This is a genomic window from Bacillus sp. B28 (assembly GCF_029536185.1).
Lineage (GTDB): Bacteria > Bacillota > Bacilli > Bacillales > Bacillaceae > Bacillus > Bacillus halotolerans.
This window is the reverse complement of record NZ_CP120511.1, coordinates 3,464,319-3,480,283: the sequence shown is the minus strand read 5'-3', so window position 1 is coordinate 3,480,283 and position 15,965 is coordinate 3,464,319. Positions and strand designations below refer to the sequence as shown.

Genomic DNA, 15,965 nt, shown 5'->3' with positions numbered 1-15,965 from the left:
GTGAGAAAAACAGACCGGCATCCGGTATCAGGTGCTAACTCACTGTGGCATGTCTATCAAACGGTGCCTTTTTTGAAGGTAGTGAAGAATTTCATGATTATTCAAATCGCGAGATACACACCGTTTATAGGGATGAAAAACTGGCTGTACCGTACATTTTTGCGGATGAAGGTCGGAAAGCAGACATCCTTTGCCCTCATGGTGATGCCCGATATTATGTTTCCGGAAAAGATCTCAGTCGGAACGAATTCAATCATCGGATACAATACGACCATTTTGGCCCATGAGTATTTAATTCAGGAGTATCGAACCGGTAAAGTCCTGATCGGAGACGAAGTGATGATCGGAGCCAACACGACCATTCTGCCAGGCGTAGAAATAGGGAATGGCGCAGTCGTGTCCGCCGGAACGCTTGTCCATAAGGATGTGCCAGCCGGAGCATTTGTCGGCGGAAATCCGATGAAAATCATATACACAAGGGAAGAAATGCAGGAAAGAATAAAAAGCCCGCTGAATAAATAGCGCGGGCTTTTTCTGTATATTAAAATTGGGTATTGTTTTTTTCCGTTACGTGCTGGACGCCGATCCATTTCTTGCCGACGTTGGAGTATCTTGTGTTCGTCATGGTGACAGTGCTCGTTTTACTGTCCGTACGGAAAATCGCTTCCTTCATGTTTGTGATGGTGCATCTGTCGATAATGACATCGGTATGGAAGGTCGACCCGCCCAGCTGTCTAATAAACTTTCCGCCGTTATCCGCAGTGAAGTTTTTCACTGTAAACGTGCTGGCTTTATTGATTTGAAAGATTTTATCAGAAGCTTTTTGAGCAGAACCGCCGTCAATGGTTACTTTTCCTTCCTTCTTCACAGTTAACGCGTCCTCACCAACATCTTCCCACGTCACATTCTGAATGTTAACGTTTCCATAAGTGTGCACGCCATCAGCAGCAGGAGCTCCGAGCACTACATTTTTCAAAGTTGCTCCGTCTTCCACACGAAAAACAGGCTTTTGGTTTTCGGATTGGCTTCCGTCACCCAATTCTTTTCCTGCTACAAACCGCTGTCCCTTCCCGTCATATGTTGTATTTTTTGGCACGATAATTGTTTCATGAACCACTTTGTCAGCTGCAAAAGCAGTTGATGTCTGAAACTGGCTGAAGCCCATAACTAAACTGAACATAAATAGGATAGACACGATTTTTTTCAATGATAAAATCCTCCCCGGATATCTTTAGTTTTGTAAGAGAAGCGTCAGCATCTTGCACCGGCTTCTCTCACATAGATCGGGGCAAGGCTGAATCTGTTTTAATCATAAAAATAGCCAGCCTGAAAGTAAAGACAAATTTGGATGGGAAATGGAAAATGCGTCATTGTTACTTGATTTAAACATTAAGCATGAATATTGGCGTATTTGCTCAGGAGAGAGCATAAGAAAAGCTTGTGAAAGCGGGCAGCTTTACTTTTGAACGACGATGGCTTGGCTGCCCATTTGCACCCACGCTTTTTCGAAGCTGGTCCGGTCTGTTTTTCTGTTTTTATAGCCATAAGGGTCATTCACATACACGTAATTTTCATCATAACCCGTGACGGCGACACTGTGTTCGCTGTACGTGATATCGATCGTTCCGTTTGGCGTTTTCCATGTCTGCATGTTGTCAACCGGCGTAAAGTTAGCTGTCGTGATAACCCAAACCGGGTTGCCTTTCTCAAGCTGCTCATAAACAGCAGAGATGCTTTTTCCTGTCAGATCAGAAACGCTGTCCCCCGCATAGGTTTTAGCGAGCTGATAGATCGGGCCGTGATAGACACCTAGCCCCGGGCCGTTCGCCATATCACCGACAAATCCGTCATTCGGATCACCTTTTAATCCGCTGCTGTATGTCAAAGGCACTGTTGCGATCTGGTTTGCCAGTGTATTCTTTGTCACGCTGTATCCCGCATAGTTCAGTACCATTGCAAGGCTCGTCACCTCACAGCCATTATAGAGCTTTGGGGCATCCATCTGATTGAAAAGCGTGACGTCCATCGGCTCAGCGCTTCCTTTCAGTTTCTTCTCTTTGTTTGCTGCTTCAGATTCCTTCTTCGTTGCACCTAAATCAATTTTGAAAAACGAAATATCTATATCTTTTGCATATATTTTGATGCCGAAGAAAATGACAGCAGAAAGTATGATCAGTACACATAACGTTCGCAGTGTTTTCATCTTTAACTCCTTGTTCTCTATTTGATTTGTATTATAGCATGCCAAACATCAAGAATTTGAGATATGACCTACCTTTCATCATTTATTCATGACTTTTTCATATTTAGGAGGAGGATTTCTGAACGAAAAAGATTCGTGCGAAAGTTAAGCATTGATTTCCACTCTTTCATCTGCTAACATATTATCATATTAGCGAACTAAAGGATTCGGAATTTTCCTTCAAACAATGACGGAGGTGCTCGGGTTGATGTTTATGTTTGAAAAACCGCACGGCATGAGAGATACACTGCCCGGTTTATATGAAACGAAAAAAAAGGTGAGGCAATCATTAACCGATATGATAGATAAATGGGGCTATCAATTTATGGAAACACCGACGCTGGAGTTTTACGATACGGTTGGTGTGCAGTCAGCAATTAAAGAGCAGCAGCTGTTTAAGCTTCTGGATCAGGATGGAAAGACACTGGTGCTTCGCCCGGATATGACAGGGCCGATCGCAAGGGTGGCGGCATCAAAGCTGCTGAAACATGATCATCCCCTCAGAGTCGGCTATGCGGTAAATGTGTTCAGAGCTCAGGAACGCGAGGGCGGACGTCCTGCCGAGTTTGAACAGGTTGGAGTGGAATTGATCGGTGATGGCACGACAAGTGCGGACGCAGAGGTCATTGCCTTAGTAATCGGTGCGTTAAAAAATGCCGGCTTGACTTCATTTAAAATTGCAATCGGCCACGCAGGCATTGCAGATGCCCTGTTTGTCGAGGTGCTCGGGAATGTTGAACGAGCGGACGTGCTGCGGAGGTTTTTATATGAAAAGAATTATGTCGGCTACAGAGAGCACGTCAAATCTCTTCCGCTTTCCTCCATTGATAAAAACAGATTGCTTGAGCTTCTCGAATTGCGAGGGAGCATAGAAGTTTGCAGACGTGCTGAAGAAATCGTCGATTCAGCGCAAGGTAAAAGTGTGGTTGATGAATTGAAGGCGCTGTGGGAGATTCTTGAGGACTACGGATGTACGGAAAATGTCCGTCTTGATCTGAATATGGTCAGCCATATGAGCTACTACACTGGGATTTTATTTGAAGTGTACGCGGATAATGTAGGCTTTGTGATTGGCAGCGGCGGCCGTTATAACAAGCTTCTGGGACATTTTAATTCACCGGCGCCGGCGACGGGTTTTGGGCTTCGGATTGACCGGATGATTGAAGCGCTCCATATGAAAGACGAACCTTGTGAAATGGATGCTGTCATTTTCAGCAAAGAACAGCGGGTGCAGGCCATTGCTTTTGCGAATGAAGAGCGTTTGAAAGGTAAAAAAGTTGTTCTTCAGGATTTACTGGGGATTGAAAATATTGATCAGATGACAAAATCATTTGCGAATGTCACCTATTTTATCGGTGCCAGAAAGGAAGAGCAAAATGGGTAAGTTACTCACAATGGCAATGCCGAAGGGGCGAATATTTGAAGAAGCAGCAGGGCTGCTGCGGCAGGCGGGATACAAGCTGCCGGAAGAGTTTGAGGATTCCAGAAAGCTGATCATCGACGTGCCGGAGGAAAATCTCCGCTTCATTTTGGCAAAGCCGATGGATGTTACCACATATGTGGAGCACGGTGTGGCAGACGTCGGAATTGCGGGGAAGGATGTCATGCTGGAAGAGGAACGCGATGTATATGAGGTGCTGGATTTGAAAATCAGCAAATGCCATCTGGCGGTTGCCGGACTTCACGATACAAACTGGAGCGGCGTCGCGCCGAGAATCGCCACAAAGTATCCGAATGTGGCTTCCAGTTATTTTAGGGAGCAGGGAGAGCAAGTCGAGATTATTAAACTGAACGGCTCTATCGAGTTGGCACCTCTTATCGGGCTTGCGGACAGAATAGTCGACATCGTATCTACGGGACAGACGCTCAAAGAAAATGGACTCGTTGAAACAGAGCATATTTGTGATATCACCTCCCGCTTTATCGTCAACCCCGTAAGCTATCGCATGAAGGACGATGTCATCGACGAAATGGCATCCCGTTTATCTCTTGTTGTGGAAGGAGAAACGGCAAAATGAAAATCAAAATCATTAGCGGCGCGGACCGGCTTTCTCTCAAGCGGTCAATTGATGCCGGAACGGAAGAACAAAGAAAAGCGGTCCGATCCATTATTGAACATGTAAAAGCAAACGGTGATCAGGCCGTTCGTGACTACACGGCCAAGTTTGACGGCATCAAGCTCGACAGCGCATTGGTCACAACAGAAGAAATTGAAGAAGCATACAGCTTGCTGGATCCCCAGCTGCTGCAGGTGATCAGGCAAGCGATCAAAAACATTACTGAATATCACGAAAGGCAGCTTCAGTCTTCCTGGTTTTATCACAGAAAGGATGGCACAATGCTGGGACAGAAAGTGACAGCACTTGATTCTGCCGGCGTTTATGTGCCGGGCGGAACTGCCGCATATCCATCATCTGTTTTGATGAATGTCATTCCGGCGCTTACAGCGGGCGTGGAAAGAATTGTTCTTGTCACACCTCCGGGAAAAGACGGACGGCTGTCTCCGGGAGTCTTAGCTGCCGCTGCCGAGCTGGGCATTAAAGATATATACAAAATGGGAGGGGCTCAGGCAATTGCAGCGCTGGCGTACGGAACAGAAACCATTGAGCCGGTGGATAAAATCACAGGTCCGGGAAATATTTATGTCGCGCTTGCCAAACGAGAGGTGTTCGGTGATGTCGATATTGATATGATTGCCGGACCGAGTGAAATCGTCGTGCTGGCTGATGAAACAGCTATCCCGCGGGAAATTGCCGCTGACCTGCTGTCACAGGCGGAACACGACATGCTCAGCTCATGTGTGCTTGTCACAGATTCCATGCCGCTGGCTGAGGCCGTTTCAGCCGAGGTGAACGAGCAGCTTAAAACCTTGCCGCGCAGAGATATTGCGGAAGCTTCAGTGAGAGATTATGGATCTATTTATGTGGCTGAAACGATAGATGAAGCAGTCAATACAGTCAATACGCTCGCCCCGGAGCATTTAGAAATCATCACACAGTCTCCCGAAGCTTTGCTTGGCAATATCAAGCACGCAGGTGCGATTTTCTTAGGCCGATACAGCCCTGAACCGGTCGGAGATTATTTTGCCGGACCGAACCATGTGCTCCCGACAAATGGAACAGCCAGATTTTCAAGCCCATTAAACGTCACGGATTTTCAAAAGAAATCGAGCATTATTTCATACAGCCAATCAGCCTTTGAAGAACATGCGGATAGCATCGCGGCTTTTGCCAGACTGGAAGGATTAGAAGCGCACGCGAGATCAATCGAAGCGAGAGGACGGAGGAATTCGAAATGAGAAAAGCAGATCGCGCCAGAAAAACAAATGAAACAGATATTGAGCTGGCATTTGCAATAGACGGCGAGGGACAAGCGGATATCAAAACAGACGTGCCATTTATGACACACATGCTGGATTTATTCACGAAACACGGACAATTTGATCTTTCCATTAACGCGAAAGGCGATGTTGATATAGATGATCACCATACAACTGAAGATATCGGCATTTGCTTAGGGCAGGCTTTGCTTGAAGCACTAGGCGATAAAAAAGGAATCAAACGCTACGGCTCGGCGTTTGTACCGATGGATGAGGCGCTTGCGCAGGTGGTGGTTGATTTAAGCAATCGGCCGCACTTGGAAATGCGTGCTGACTTTCCGGCAGCGAAAGTCGGAACTTTCGATACTGAGCTTGTACATGAATTTTTATGGAAGCTGGCGCTTGAAGCACGGATGAACTTGCACGTGATCGTTCATTACGGCACAAATACGCACCATATGATAGAAGCTGTTTTTAAAGCATTAGGACGCGCGCTTGATGAAGCGACAACGATTGACCCGCGTGTCAAAGGGATTCCGTCAACGAAAGGGATGCTGTAAATGATCGGTGTGATAGATTACGGAATGGGCAATTTATACAGCGTCTCAAAGGCGCTGGAGCGTGTCGGCATGCCGTACTTTGTTTCTGGCATGCCAAAGGAGCTGAGAAAAGCCGATGCTTTCATTTTGCCGGGAGTCGGGTCATTTGGGGATGCGATGGACAATTTGCGCAACGCCAAACTCGATCAATTCATTCACGATATGGTATCAGAGGGGAGACTGCTTCTTGGGATCTGCCTTGGCATGCAGCTATTGTTTGATGAGAGCGAAGAGCATGGAACCGCTGCAGGCCTCGGTTTGTTAAAGGGAAAAGCGGTCAGGCTGAAGCCGGAAGGTCAGGAGGGAAACAAGCTGAAGGTTCCGCATATGGGATGGAACCGCCTTTCCTTTCATAACGAATCTCCGCTGCTGGCAGGAGTGGAGGAAGGCTACGCTTATTTTGTCCACTCCTATTATATTGACGGAATGGATGACGGCGCGCTTTTGGCAAGCGCCGAGTACGGTGTGCGGGTGCCTGCGGTTGTCGGAAAAGAGAACATCTTCGGCGCCCAGTTTCACCCGGAAAAAAGCAGCACGGTTGGAATGTCTATCTTAATCCAATTCACAAAAATGGCAGCAGAACAGAAGGTGAAAAAATGAGTGCTTTTACATTATACCCGGCCATTGATATGAGAAACGGCAAGTGCGTACGCCTCGTTCAAGGTGATTACAGCAAGGAAACTGTATACGGTGATTCACCGTTCGACATGGCCTCTTTATTTACGAGTGAGGGGGCTGAATGGATTCATCTTGTCGATCTCGACGGCGCGAAGGAAGGAAAAAAAGTAAATGACCGTCATGTCATCGAAATTGTACAAAAGCTCAATCTGAAAGTTGAAATCGGCGGCGGAATTCGTTCGGAAAGCGACGTCTACGATTACTTATCGGCAGGAGTCCATCGCGTGATCCTGGGAAGCTCCGCTGTTTCTGATCCGCCGTTTGTAAAAAAAATGCTGAAAGAGTATGGCGAAAGGATAGCCATCGGGCTGGACGCAAGAAACGGCTTTGTTTCAACAGAAGGGTGGCTGGAAACATCAAATCTTAAGGCGGCTGAACTCGGCAAAGAGCTCGCCAATGAAGGCGCAGAAGTTTTTATTTTTACTGATATCGCGACAGACGGGATGCTGTCAGGCCCCAATATCGAAAGTACAGTGGAACTCGCAAAGGAAACCGGAAAATCTGTCATCGCCTCTGGCGGAGTCAGCTCCGTTGCGGATCTTGAAGCTCTTGCCCGTTATCATGCGAATGGGGTTTCTGGAGCTATTATCGGAAAAGCACTGTATACCAACCAGTTTACACTTGGCGAGGCGCTTGAAAGGATGAAGGGGAAATGATAACAAAGCGGATTATCCCATGTCTTGACGTGAAAGAAGGGCGCGTTGTCAAAGGGATTCAATTTCTTGAGCTGAAGGATGCCGGCGATCCTGTCGAGCTGGCGGAAGTATACGATCAGGAAGGCGCGGATGAACTGGTGTTTCTTGATATTTCAGCCTCGCATGAAGGCCGCAAAACGATGGTTGACGTCGTAGAGCAGGTTGCTGCAAAGCTTGCGATTCCATTTACAGTCGGAGGCGGCATCAATCAGCTTAGCGATATGAAAACGATTCTGCGTGCCGGCGCGGACAAAGTTTCTGTAAACACGGCAGCTGTTCTCCGTCCCGAGCTGATTACAGAAGGCGCGGAGTTTTTCGGCTCTCAATGTATCGTACTCGCCATAGACGCCAAGTACGACGAAGAGTCTGACACGTATAAGGTTTACACGCATGGCGGCAGAAAGAAAACGGATTGGGAAGTTACAGCATGGGCGAAGGAAGCTGTCAAACGCGGAGCCGGAGAAATCCTCCTGACCAGCATGGACTCAGATGGGGAGAAAAAAGGCTTTGACCACAGGCTGACAAAGCTCGTGTCAGAAGCTGTTCCGGTTCCTGTCATCGCCTCAGGGGGAGCAGGAAACGCGCAGCATATGCTCGAGGCTTTTACAAAAGGGGAAGCGGACGCCGCGCTGGCTGCCTCCATTTTTCATTATAAAGAAACATCAATTAAAGAAGTGAAATCATACTTGAAAGAGCACGGGGTGAATGTGAGATGAAACAGGCAGATGAACTGCGTTTTAACGAAGACGGGTTAATCCCTGCCATCGTCCAGGACGCGGCAAGCAAAGAAGTACTGACACTTGCATATATGAACAGGGAATCGTACGAAAAAACACTGGAAACGAAAGAAACGTGGTTTTACAGCCGCTCGCGGCAAGAGCTATGGCACAAGGGAGAAACATCGGGGAATACGCAAGCCGTCAAGGGCATCCGATATGACTGCGACCAAGATGCACTGGTCGTGCTTGTAGAGCCGTCCGGCCCGGCATGCCACACAGGCAGCTACAGCTGTTTTACAAAGGAACAGACAGAAGAACAAACTTCCGGCCGATTTGACATCTTAAGCGAGCTGGAGCGCGTCATCGCAGAACGCCAAGCGGAAATGCCTGAAGGAGCTTACACCACTTACCTTTTCGACGAAGGCGTCGATAAGATTTTGAAAAAAGTCGGTGAAGAAGCATCAGAAGTCATCATCGCCGCCAAAAACCGCGATCACGAGGAACTGAAATGGGAAGCGGCAGACCTGCTGTATCACCTCCTTGTCCTGCTCAGAGAACAAGCATTGCCGCTGGATGATGTGCTGGAAGTGCTGAGAAAACGCCATTCTGAATCGTAAATGAAAAGAGCCTATGGATAACGGCTCTTTTTTTTTTGCAATGAAAAATGTAATGGGTATTTCACATTCCGAATGGATAAAAGAAGGTCAACACCAAGTCTGATTTCCTATTTATCCAAATTCCGCCATGATGTAACATGGAAAAGGATAATATAATCACCCCAAAACCGGGTCAATAGTATGACTTTTGAAAAATAGAATGATCTCACAAAACCCTTGGAGGTTCGTAATGAAAAAGATTATCTTGATTTGTATCAGCTTATTACTAGCCCTGACAGGAGGATGCAGTATGAACGACAATGAAAAAAACAGCAAAAACAATGAAAATAAAACAGAAGCCGTAAAACCAAAAGACATGGATCCAAAAGACCTGCCGCAAGTTCCGGCGTTTCAGGATGAGAAAACGAGAGAGTACATGGTGTCAACAAAGGAAGAGGAGCCTGGGTACTATTTGCTTGAGTCTAAGCTGAAAGGATTTAGGATGTTGTTTCCGGAGGATGGGGAATTTTCAAGCTATTTGTCTAGCCGTGATGAAAATGAAGAAATTATTCCATTTGATAGTTTTGATAAAACCAAAAATAAAATGCTAAATGCACAAATAGAGTATTATCAAGGAGTAACTTTTATTAACAATCCTGAGACAATGTTAGACCAAGTTAGAAGTGAAAATGGTTATAATGGCAATTTTGAAAAACTAGAGAACGAGGATAAAGATATTTATATTGCTCACAAGAAAAATAATTTTGAAAATGACAAAAATAAATACAATTTTTCATACAGATATTTTGGTTATATTAAGTCTACTGAGAAAGAACAAGTAGGTATCGTATTTTCGTTTATGTTTAGATGTCCAAATCATGAGAAGCCTTGTACGTTAGATAAAGACAATTTAGGAGATAAGGTTAAAAAGCACGTAAAATCCATCACCTTTTTAAGTCATTAACAGGAGAAATAAAACGGAAAACAAAAATAGATTGGAAGTTGAGAATATAAAGGTAAGGCTAAAAATCACTTTGTAATAAGGTCAAAATATGATTTAGGTAAATAAGCCGAAAACCCATGGAGGTTCGTCATGAAAAGAATCATCTTGATTTGCATCAGCTTATTACTTGCCCTGACAGGCGGATGCGGTATGAACGACAGTGAAAAAAGCATCACAAATAACAATAAAACGAAAGCCGTAAAACCAAAAGACATGGATCCAAAAGACTTGCCGCAAGTTCCGGCGTTTCAGGACGAGAAAACGAGAGAGTATATGGTGTCAACGAAGGAAGAGGAGCCGGGGTATTATGTGCTGGAGTCTAAGTTGAAAGGGTTTAGGATGTTGTTTCCGGAAGAAGCGAAGTACGTATCTGAATTTTCAAGTGTTGGCAAAAATAAGGAAACAATAATAATTGATAGTTTCAATAAAAAAACTAACATTCAATATGATGGGCAATTGGATTATCATCGAGAAAAAAGTTTTGCGAATAACAAGGATACAATGCTGGACATTGTAAGCGGTAGAAATAGCTATAAAGGAAAATATGAAGAAAGAAAGCTATCTGATAAAATTGTATATTCTGCTCAAAAGAAAAGCGTTTTTGATGATGTAGAGGGAAAGAATAATTTGTCTTATAGATTTTTTGGTTATGTTAAATCAACAAAAGAGGATTATCTGGGGATAGAGTATTCTTTTCGATTTGCCTGCTATAAAGATGAAGAGACTTGTTCATTAAAGAAAGAAGAAGCAAGAAAAAAAGTTAAAAAAATAATAGACTCTATTACCTTTTTAATACTTAAAAAGGGGAAATAGAGAGTGGAAAATAAGAATATATTGAAAAGGCGTTAAAATAACTTAGAGTACAATTATATAGAAGCCATTCTGAAAAATAAGGTAAGAGTCATATTTTATGAAAAAAGAAATAGGTATTTGGGTGTGTACGAGGTGTTTTGCTTGATTTGTTAATAAAAAGAGATCAAAACCAAGTCTGATTTCCTATTTATCCAAATTCCGCCATGATGTAACATGGAAAAGGATAATATAATCACCCCGTAACCGGGTCAATAGTATTACTTTTTAAAAATAGAATGATCTCACAAAACCCTTGGAGGTTCGTAATGAAAAAGATTATCTTTATTTGCTTCAGCTTATTACTTGCCCTGACAGGAGGATGCAGTATGAACGACAATGATAAAAACACCACAAATGACAATAAAACAGAAGCCGTAAGACCAAAAGACATGGATCCAAAAGACCTGCCGCAAGTTCCGGCGTTTCAGGATGAGAAAACGAGAGAGTACATGGTGTCAACGAAGGAAGAAGAGCCGGGGTATTATTTGTTGGAGTCTAAGCTGAAAGGGTTTAGGATGTTGTTTCCTGAGGATGCGGAATATCTATCAAGAAGGTCATCTTTAACTGGGAAAAACAAAGAAAGTATTGGATTTAATAGTTATGATAAAGACACCAATGTAATGTTTGATGGCCATGTAACATATTACAAAGAAGAAAGTTTTGTGAATGAACCTGAGACAATGCTAGATATTGTTAGTGGAAAAAATGATTATAAAGGTGAATACAAAAAAAGTAGCAAAAAGAAAACCGATATCTACTTTGCTAAGAAAAAAGACATCTTTGACGATATTGATAGAAAATATAATGATTCATACAGTTACTTCGGGTATGTGAAATCTACAGAAGAAGATAACTTAGGAGTAGAATACGCCTTTACTTTCGGATGCAAAAATGAAAATCAACCATGCTCCTTAGATGAAGAAAAGGCTAAAAATAAAGTAGAGAAATTAATTAATTCTATCACCTTTTTAATAGATAAAAAGGAGAAATAAGATGGAAAATAAAAATGTATTTGAGAATGAGAACGTAAAGTTACGGCTAATTGATTTAGAATATGACTATAAACAAAAGTTTGCCTCAATCAATGCAAGTGAAGTTAAGGAAGCCAAAGCGGATTTCGAATCAGATGTACGGAGAATTTATAAAGAGGAAACCCGCCACGATCTTCCGGAGAATACAAAAATTGAAATATACACCTCCAGTGAACTTGTAAACCAGAATACAAGTATAGAAAGTTCGACCAGAGAATCAGGTTACGATGGGACGGCAATCCATATAATAGATAAGAAAAAACATATCGATCAGCTTCATATTATTTCAGAAGGCAGTGCTGATAATAAGGATTGGTCGTATAACTTTTTTGGTCTTTTTTTAGGAATCGATCATAGTCAGTATGAGGCTACAAAGGAGTTTACTAAAAAAGTAAAGAAAGCAGCAGGTGACTCGGAGGATTTAAAAACATTCGCCTTAGGACATTCCCTTGCTAATAATAACCAAGTAATGGTGCAATTGATTAATGGAGAATATGATGAGGTTTATGGTGTAAATGGGGCTCAAGTCAATATCGATCAATTACTTGAAACTGATGAAAGTTTATATAGATATGTTATTAGGAAATTTAGTTATAAATACGAAGATATTGATTCTATCCCACCAGAAAAGCTAAAAAAAGAAATCCAAAAATATTATGAAGACAAAGGCGTAACAGCAAACATCACCCAGCGCATCTCAAAGGATGACCCTCTGTACGGTGCGAGCGGCAAGGCAGACTTCATTACATTCGGCGATGTGAAGATGGCGGATACAAATACAAGTGTAAAAGGCATCCGAAATATTATGGATGGGATTCCTGATGAAGACGTGAGAGCGATTCAAGGATTCCTTCAAAAATATAAGGATGACTATGAAAAAGATGGCTTGAACGGTTTTGTAAAGGCTGCAAGCGGGATTGACATAGAGCTGATAGATAAAGTGAAGTACACAGATGGTGCTTTAGCGAAAGCGAGTGTCATTTATGAAAACTTTGATGACGTTAAGCAAATGTATGGCCGAATTAAAGAGAATTTGCCAGCGTTTTTAGGTTTTCTCCATACCTTATTGAGAAACAGCGGCCCGGTCGTAGATCAGCTTGCTGAAAATGGGTATATTGATGGAACGCAAAAGAAAGTGATCAAAAAAGAATTAACGAATCTTAATGCGAGTATGAGAGGTATAGAATCACGATACGAACATTTCATTGATCATTTAAAGCATGGTCAATTTACGCAAGCTTTAAAAGACGTTGGTGAAATAGTGGAGTATGTAAAATCAATTTTGTCCTCGATAGAAACACTCGACAAAGAAACAAAAGACGCATTAAAACTCATCGTCGACGGCCACAGCATCGTTCAAATGCTGAACGCTTTATCAAAGGAAAAAGGCTTCAGCTATAAAGGCTCCGATATTTACTTTACAGGGAAGGGCGGCTCGGGAGAAACGATTAAAGTCAATATCTCATCCGCTGTCAGAATCTATCAAAATGGCATGAAGATTGTTGAAGATATGGAAGATGCGATTTCCGCGTACCAAAAGGTATTCCGTCAGGAAATCGATGAAGAGTTTATAGACAAAAAACAGGCAATCATCACGTCGATTCAACATATGGAAGAAAATCCTTCGCATTATGCCTTCGATCTTCAATTCCGGCTTGCGGCCGGTTTCAGTCACACATTCGATAAATTAGAGAAAATATCAGTTCATGAATCGTTCCATACAGGTGCTCTCCCTGCTAATGCCGGAATTGTTGCAGAACTAAAAAAACAGACATCGGAAAAAAAGAATTTTATCAAAAATATCCGCGAGAGCATCGAAAAGCTATTTGAAAAAGAAGAAATGATCTCACAGCTATTCGATTTTCAGCCTTAGGAGGAATAGACAGAGTGACTTCCTTATTTTCAGAAAGTGAAACAGAAGTTGTAACAACCACCTATATGTTTCTAAACCATGACGAAATGAAGGGGAAAGCGGGCAGTCTCAATAAACCCATCAACGACATTCTCAGCCTGACTAAAAAATTTGAGTCTGCATTAAAAGAAGAAATCAAAGGGCAAAAAGGAATGATTGTCAAAAAAATAAAAGAAGAGCTTGAATCGAAAAGCGAAAAGCAGAAAACTGCACTTCAAACGATAATAGAAGAGCATACTGCAAAGGTTGACCGGTTCAAAATGATCATTGAAGACCTGAGACAGCAAGAGGTTACCTTAACGTATCGAAAAAAGAAGCCTGAAAAGGATCTATAATATGAAACGTCTCCTATTCGAGTCATGAATAGGGGATTTTTATTTTCAGTGTACAAGAAAAATATACTGAAAAAGTCTCTCTCCATTGTTATGATTTAGAAAGAGTAAAAATAATCCTATTATATTCCGTTCAACCTTGCTGACCGCGTAAAGGGATTGAAACAGGGGGAAAAATACTATGTCAACACAGCAACCTAAAAGAAAATTCAAAGCCTTTTTTGCATTAGTGAAACAGACAAACCCATCCTATGGAAAGCTCGCTTTTGCGCTGATTCTCAGTATTGTGACAACACTGGTCAGCCTGCTGATTCCTTTATTAACGAAACAGCTTGTCGACGGTTTTTCCATGTCAGCGCTGTCCGGCACGCAAATCGGGCTGATCGCGCTCGTATTTCTTATTCAAGCCGCTTTAAGCGCCTACGCTACATACGCGCTAAACTATAGCGGGCAAAAAATCATCTCTGGGTTAAGGGATTTATTATGGAAGAAATTAATAAAGCTTCCTGTATCTTATTTCGATACTAACGCTTCCGGTGAAACTGTCAGCCGGGTCACGAATGATACGATGGTGGTAAAAGAGCTGATCACCAGCCATATCAGCGGATTTATAACAGGCATCATTTCGGTCATTGGATCACTCACCATCTTATTCATTATGAACTGGAAGCTGACGCTGCTTGTTTTAGTTGTTGTTCCATTAGCTGCGCTGATTTTAGTGCCGATCGGCCAGAAGATGTTCTCCATTTCTCGGGAAACTCAAGATGAAACCGCACGTTTTACAGGGTTGCTCAATCAAATACTTCCGGAAATCAGGCTTGTGAAGGCTTCAAATGCAGAGGAAGTCGAATACAAACGCGGAAAGCTGGGGATTTCTTCATTATTCCAGCTGGGGGTTCGTGAAGCGAAGGTGCAATCGCTTGTCGGGCCGCTTATTTCTCTCGTATTAATGGCCGCACTCGTGGCTGTTATTGGATACGGCGGTATGCAGGTGTCATCAGGCGAATTGACTGCCGGAGCACTCGTGGCTTTTATTTTATATTTGTTTCAAATCATAATGCCGATGGGCCAGATTACAACGTTCTTCACACAGCTGCAAAAATCAATCGGTGCAACGGAACGGATGATTGAGATTTTGGCAGAGGAAGAGGAAGATACCGCCACAGGTAACCAAATTGACAACGCGCATCTGCCTATCCGGCTTGATCAAGTGTCCTTTGGCTATAAGCCTGGGCAGATGATCTTGAAGGATATCAGCGCTGTGATTGAAGCGGGGAAAGTAACAGCAATTGTTGGGCCGAGCGGCGGCGGGAAAACCACGCTGTTTAAGCTGCTTGAACGTTTCTATTCTCCGACTGAAGGAACCATTCGGCTGGGAGACGAGCCGGTGGATACGTATTCGCTCGAATCGTGGCGTCAGCATATCGGCTACGTGTCACAGGAAAGTCCGTTAATGTCGGGAACGATCAGAGAAAATATTTGTTATGGGCTGGAACGTGAGGTAACGGATGTCGAAATCGAAAAAGCAGCGGAGATGGCATACGCTCTTAATTTTATAAAGGAGCTGCCGAATCAGCTTGATACTGAAGTGGGCGAACGCGGCATTATGCTGTCGGGCGGACAGAGACAAAGAATTGCGATTGCCAGGGCGCTTCTCCGTGATCCGAGCATCCTGATGCTTGATGAAGCCACATCCAGCCTCGACAGCCAATCTGAAAAATCAGTGCAGCAGGCACTAGAGGTGCTGATGGAAGGCCGGACAACAATTGTCATCGCTCACCGCTTATCGACTGTTGTAGATGCTGATCAGCTATTATTTGTTGAAAAAGGGGAAATTACGGGACGCGGCACGCACCATGAATTAATGGCTTCCCATGACCTTTACAGAGATTTTGCTGAACAGCAGCTTAAAATGAATGCGGATTTAGAAAACAAAGCCGGGTAAATTCTGGTCGATTCAGCCAGTAAAAAAAAGAGGAGGGATTTT

17 protein-coding genes are annotated in these 15,965 nt (G+C 43.4%); 15 read left to right on the top strand and 2 right to left on the bottom strand.

The window, feature by feature from the left end; all coding sequences use genetic code 11:
* Positions 1-522, top strand: coding sequence for an acyltransferase (locus tag P3L57_RS17375; RefSeq protein ID WP_069486864.1), 522 nt, complete (start codon positions 1-3; stop codon positions 520-522).
* A 19-nt stretch (positions 523-541) separates the two neighbouring features.
* Here the strand turns inward: P3L57_RS17375 and pelC are convergent, their stop codons facing one another.
* Together pelC and P3L57_RS17365 are read right to left on the bottom strand one after the other, a co-directional pair.
* Positions 542-1,207 (bottom strand): pectate/pectin lyase PelC, encoded by a 666-nt coding sequence (pelC, locus tag P3L57_RS17370; protein ID WP_010332018.1) that lies wholly within the window; start codon positions 1,205-1,207, stop codon positions 542-544.
* Between the two features lie 249 nt (positions 1,208-1,456).
* Positions 1,457-2,203, bottom strand: a complete 747-nt coding sequence (locus P3L57_RS17365) for a C39 family peptidase (protein ID WP_044159370.1) — start codon at positions 2,201-2,203, stop codon at positions 1,457-1,459.
* Between the two features lie 247 nt (positions 2,204-2,450).
* Here P3L57_RS17365 and P3L57_RS17360 point away from each other — a divergent pair, with 247 nt between their 5' ends.
* The 14 genes from P3L57_RS17360 (at position 2,451) to P3L57_RS17295 (ending at position 15,923) form a co-directional block, all read left to right on the top strand.
* Positions 2,451-3,626, top strand: a complete 1,176-nt coding sequence (locus P3L57_RS17360; RefSeq protein ID WP_059335365.1) for an ATP phosphoribosyltransferase regulatory subunit — start codon at positions 2,451-2,453, stop codon at positions 3,624-3,626.
* On the top strand, positions 3,619-4,260 hold the full coding sequence (gene hisG, locus P3L57_RS17355) for an ATP phosphoribosyltransferase (protein WP_059292460.1): 642 nt from the start codon (positions 3,619-3,621) through the stop codon (positions 4,258-4,260). Before P3L57_RS17360 ends, hisG begins: the two co-directional genes overlap by 8 nt.
* Entirely contained in the window at positions 4,257-5,540 is a 1,284-nt protein-coding gene (hisD, locus tag P3L57_RS17350; RefSeq protein WP_059335009.1) for a histidinol dehydrogenase, read from the top strand. The genes hisG and hisD overlap by 4 nt, the downstream gene beginning before the upstream one ends.
* Complete coding sequence (hisB, locus tag P3L57_RS17345) at positions 5,537-6,121, top strand: imidazoleglycerol-phosphate dehydratase HisB (RefSeq protein WP_059335007.1); 585 nt, start codon at positions 5,537-5,539, stop codon at positions 6,119-6,121. Before hisD ends, hisB begins: the two co-directional genes overlap by 4 nt.
* Positions 6,122-6,760, top strand: a complete 639-nt coding sequence (gene hisH / locus P3L57_RS17340; protein WP_069486866.1) for an imidazole glycerol phosphate synthase subunit HisH — start codon at positions 6,122-6,124, stop codon at positions 6,758-6,760.
* Positions 6,757-7,494: a 1-(5-phosphoribosyl)-5-[(5-phosphoribosylamino)methylideneamino]imidazole-4-carboxamide isomerase gene (gene hisA / locus P3L57_RS17335; RefSeq protein ID WP_059335004.1), complete on the top strand. Its 738-nt coding sequence runs from the start codon at positions 6,757-6,759 to the stop codon at positions 7,492-7,494. Before hisH ends, hisA begins: the two co-directional genes overlap by 4 nt.
* Positions 7,491-8,249: an imidazole glycerol phosphate synthase subunit HisF gene (gene hisF, locus P3L57_RS17330; protein WP_044159350.1), complete on the top strand. Its 759-nt coding sequence runs from the start codon at positions 7,491-7,493 to the stop codon at positions 8,247-8,249. The genes hisA and hisF overlap by 4 nt, the downstream gene beginning before the upstream one ends.
* On the top strand, positions 8,246-8,869 hold the full coding sequence (gene hisIE / locus P3L57_RS17325) for a bifunctional phosphoribosyl-AMP cyclohydrolase/phosphoribosyl-ATP diphosphatase HisIE (RefSeq protein ID WP_059335002.1): 624 nt from the start codon (positions 8,246-8,248) through the stop codon (positions 8,867-8,869). The genes hisF and hisIE overlap by 4 nt, the downstream gene beginning before the upstream one ends.
* 229 nt (positions 8,870-9,098) lie before the next feature.
* Positions 9,099-9,812, top strand: coding sequence for a hypothetical protein (locus P3L57_RS17320; RefSeq protein ID WP_063623091.1), 714 nt, complete (start codon positions 9,099-9,101; stop codon positions 9,810-9,812).
* A 129-nt stretch (positions 9,813-9,941) separates the two neighbouring features.
* Entirely contained in the window at positions 9,942-10,664 is a 723-nt protein-coding gene (locus P3L57_RS17315) for a hypothetical protein (RefSeq protein WP_059353607.1), read from the top strand.
* A gap of 305 nt (positions 10,665-10,969) precedes the next feature.
* Entirely contained in the window at positions 10,970-11,695 is a 726-nt protein-coding gene (locus P3L57_RS17310) for a hypothetical protein (protein WP_059334997.1), read from the top strand.
* Position 11,696: 1 nt separating this feature from the next.
* Positions 11,697-13,607 carry a DUF6792 domain-containing protein gene (locus P3L57_RS17305; RefSeq protein WP_069486867.1) on the top strand — a complete coding sequence of 637 codons (1,911 nt, stop codon included), beginning with the start codon at positions 11,697-11,699 and terminating at the stop codon, positions 13,605-13,607.
* 14 nt (positions 13,608-13,621) lie between these two features.
* On the top strand, positions 13,622-13,981 hold the full coding sequence (locus P3L57_RS17300) for a hypothetical protein (RefSeq protein ID WP_069486868.1): 360 nt from the start codon (positions 13,622-13,624) through the stop codon (positions 13,979-13,981).
* Between the two features lie 178 nt (positions 13,982-14,159).
* Positions 14,160-15,923 carry an ABC transporter ATP-binding protein gene (locus tag P3L57_RS17295; protein WP_069486869.1) on the top strand — a complete coding sequence of 588 codons (1,764 nt, stop codon included), beginning with the start codon at positions 14,160-14,162 and terminating at the stop codon, positions 15,921-15,923.
* The last annotated feature ends 42 nt before the right edge of the window (positions 15,924-15,965 follow it).

Bases quoted from the DNA above. Each gene is read 5' to 3' on its own strand.
- P3L57_RS17365 (WP_044159370.1), bottom strand. From the start codon at position 2,203: ATGAAAACACTGCGAACGTTATGTGTACTGATCATACTTTCTGCTGTC.
- P3L57_RS17360 (WP_059335365.1), top strand. From the start codon at position 2,451: ATGTTTATGTTTGAAAAACCGCACGGCATGAGAGATACACTGCCCGGT.
- hisG (WP_059292460.1), top strand. From the start codon at position 3,619: ATGGGTAAGTTACTCACAATGGCAATGCCGAAGGGGCGAATATTTGAA.
- hisD (WP_059335009.1), top strand. From the start codon at position 4,257: ATGAAAATCAAAATCATTAGCGGCGCGGACCGGCTTTCTCTCAAGCGG.
- hisB (WP_059335007.1), top strand. From the start codon at position 5,537: ATGAGAAAAGCAGATCGCGCCAGAAAAACAAATGAAACAGATATTGAG.
- hisH (WP_069486866.1), top strand. From the start codon at position 6,122: ATGATCGGTGTGATAGATTACGGAATGGGCAATTTATACAGCGTCTCA.
- hisA (WP_059335004.1), top strand. From the start codon at position 6,757: ATGAGTGCTTTTACATTATACCCGGCCATTGATATGAGAAACGGCAAG.
- hisF (WP_044159350.1), top strand. From the start codon at position 7,491: ATGATAACAAAGCGGATTATCCCATGTCTTGACGTGAAAGAAGGGCGC.
- hisIE (WP_059335002.1), top strand. From the start codon at position 8,246: ATGAAACAGGCAGATGAACTGCGTTTTAACGAAGACGGGTTAATCCCT.
- P3L57_RS17320 (WP_063623091.1), top strand. From the start codon at position 9,099: ATGAAAAAGATTATCTTGATTTGTATCAGCTTATTACTAGCCCTGACA.
- P3L57_RS17315 (WP_059353607.1), top strand. From the start codon at position 9,942: ATGAAAAGAATCATCTTGATTTGCATCAGCTTATTACTTGCCCTGACA.
- P3L57_RS17310 (WP_059334997.1), top strand. From the start codon at position 10,970: ATGAAAAAGATTATCTTTATTTGCTTCAGCTTATTACTTGCCCTGACA.
- P3L57_RS17305 (WP_069486867.1), top strand. From the start codon at position 11,697: ATGGAAAATAAAAATGTATTTGAGAATGAGAACGTAAAGTTACGGCTA.
- P3L57_RS17295 (WP_069486869.1), top strand. From the start codon at position 14,160: ATGTCAACACAGCAACCTAAAAGAAAATTCAAAGCCTTTTTTGCATTA.